The sequence below is a fragment of the Streptomyces phyllanthi genome (assembly GCF_009377205.1).
Classification (GTDB): domain Bacteria; phylum Actinomycetota; class Actinomycetes; order Streptomycetales; family Streptomycetaceae; genus Streptomyces; species Streptomyces phyllanthi.
Window position 1 is genome coordinate 1 of the sequence record NZ_VJZE01000833.1, and the last position, 2,032, is coordinate 2,032.

General features: G+C 71.1%; 3 protein-coding genes. All 3 read right to left on the reverse strand.

Features of this window, described 5'->3' with window-relative positions:
• A partial coding sequence (locus FNH04_RS45365; RefSeq protein WP_407704188.1) for an adenosine deaminase family protein occupies positions 1 to 580 on the reverse strand: 580 nt, incomplete at its 3' end.
• A gap of 21 nt (positions 581 to 601) precedes the next feature.
• Positions 602 to 1,507, reverse strand: coding sequence for a ribonuclease Z (locus tag FNH04_RS45370; RefSeq protein WP_322725720.1), 906 nt, complete (start codon positions 1,505 to 1,507; stop codon positions 602 to 604).
• A 6-nt stretch (positions 1,508 to 1,513) separates the two neighbouring features.
• On the reverse strand, positions 1,514 to 1,867 hold the full coding sequence (locus tag FNH04_RS45375; protein WP_152792055.1) for a histidine triad nucleotide-binding protein: 354 nt from the start codon (positions 1,865 to 1,867) through the stop codon (positions 1,514 to 1,516).
• Positions 1,868 to 2,032: the final 165 nt, after the last annotated feature.

The window sequence follows — 2,032 nt, forward strand, 5'->3', positions numbered from 1 at the left end:
CCTCCTCCCCCGCATGCGCCACCCGCCGCAGCCCCAGCGCGGCCGCCGCCGCGTACACCTCCCGGAACTTCGCCGGCGGATGTCCGACTTCCGCCGAGTCCAGCCCCACCCCGACGATCCGGTCCAGATACGGTTTCGCCGCCTCCAGCGTCTCCATCGCCGACTCCGCGGACTCGTCCCGCAGGAAGCACATGATCAGCCGGGTCGAGACACCGTGCGTCTCCTCGCTCCGGCCGAGCGCACGCCACAGCCCCTCCACGACCGTGCCGATCCCCACGCCCCGCGCCATGTGCGCCTGCGGATCGAAGAAGATCTCCGCGTGCCGGACCCCCTGCGCGGCAGCCCGCGCCAGATACGCGTCGGCCAGTTCCTCGAAGTCCCGCTCGGTCCGCAGGACGGCCATGAGTTCGTAGTACAGGTTCAGGAAGGACTGCAGATCCGCGAACCGGTACGCCTCGCGGAGCTCCTCCGTGTCGGCGTAAGGCAACGCGACCCCGTTGCGCGCGGCCAGCGCGAACGCCAGCTCGGGCTCCAGGGTGCCTTCGATGTGCAGGTGCAGTTCGGCTTTCGGGAGAGGCATCAAGGCATCGTACGGCCGCACCTACCTGCGCTTCGGCACCGGCACCCGCAGCAGATCGTGCGCCACGGTCAGCTCGCCCTCGAACCCGGCGGCCCGGGCCTGCCGTTCGAACTCGTCCGGCTCGGTGTACCGCTGGCTGAAGTGCGTCAGCACGAGATGCCGTACGCCCGCGTCCCGCGCCACACGCGCGGCCTGACCGGCGGTCAGATGCCCGTGCTCCTCGGCCAGTTCCACGTCCTCGTCCAGGAAGGTGGACTCGATGACGAGCATGTCGCACCCTTCGGCCAACGCGTACACGCCCTCGCACAACCGGGTGTCCATGACGAACGCGAACCGCTGCCCGCGCCGCACCTCGCTCACCTCCGCGAGCGGGACACCGTTCAGGACCCCCTCCCGCTGTATCCGCCCGACATCCGGCCCCTTGATCCCCCGCGCGGCGAGCCGCTCGGGCAGCATGCGCCGCCCGTCGGGCTCGACGAGCCGGTACCCGTACGACTCGACGGGGTGGGAGAGCCTGCGCGCTTCCAGGGTGTACGCGGGGGTGGCGGCCAGCGGACCGTCGCGGTCGACCGGCGCCTGGATCAGCTGCACGGTCTCGCGGTACGCGGTGGCGTACCGCAGCCGGTCGAAGAACCGCTGCCCGGAGCGCGGATAGTGCGCGGTGACGTCGTGCGGCACACGGTCGAGGTTGATGCGCTGGATGACGCCGGCGAGACCGAGGGAGTGGTCGCCGTGGAAGTGCGTGACACAGATGCGGTGCAGGTCGTGCGCGGCGACCCCGGCGCGCAGCATCTGCCGCTGCGTCCCCTCACCGGGATCGAAGAGGATGCCCTCCCCGTCCCACCGCAGGACATAGCCGTTGTGGTTGCGGTGCCGGGTCGGAACCTGGCTGGCGGTACCGAGAACCACCAATTCACGGACGGACACGACGACTTACCCGGGCGGCCACTCGAGTCCGCGCCCGCCGAGGACGTGCGCGTGCGCGTGCCAGACGGTCTGCCCGGCACCGCTGCCGGTGTTGAACACGACCCGGTAGCTCTCCAGCTTGTCCTCTGCGGCCACCTCACCGGTCTCGCGCAGTACGTCCGCGGCGATGCCGGGCTCGGCGGCGGCGAGGGACGCGATGTCCCGGTGGTGCACCCGGGGGATGACCAGTACGTGCGTGGGCGCCTGCGGGTTGATGTCCCGGAACGCGACGGTCGTCTCCGTCTCGCGTACCACGGTCGCCGGAATCTGTCCCGCCACGATCTTGCAGAACAGGCAGTCGTCCTGCGGCTCCCCTGCCATGCGTGCCTCCTCGCCACCGGTTGATCACGTACGGGGCATCGTATCGAGGGGCCATCGCCCCCGCCGCCCCGGTTCTGCGGTGCTGTCGGCCGCGGGCCGGTGGGGGCTGGTCGCGCCCACGCGGCGGGGCCGCATGCCCGACACAGCCCCGCGCCCCTGAAAAAC

What these genes read in the sequence shown, in the direction of transcription:
- FNH04_RS45375 (WP_152792055.1), bottom strand. Translation starts at nt 1,867, where the DNA reads ATGGCAGGGGAGCCGCAGGACGACTGCCTGTTCTGCAAGATCGTGGCG.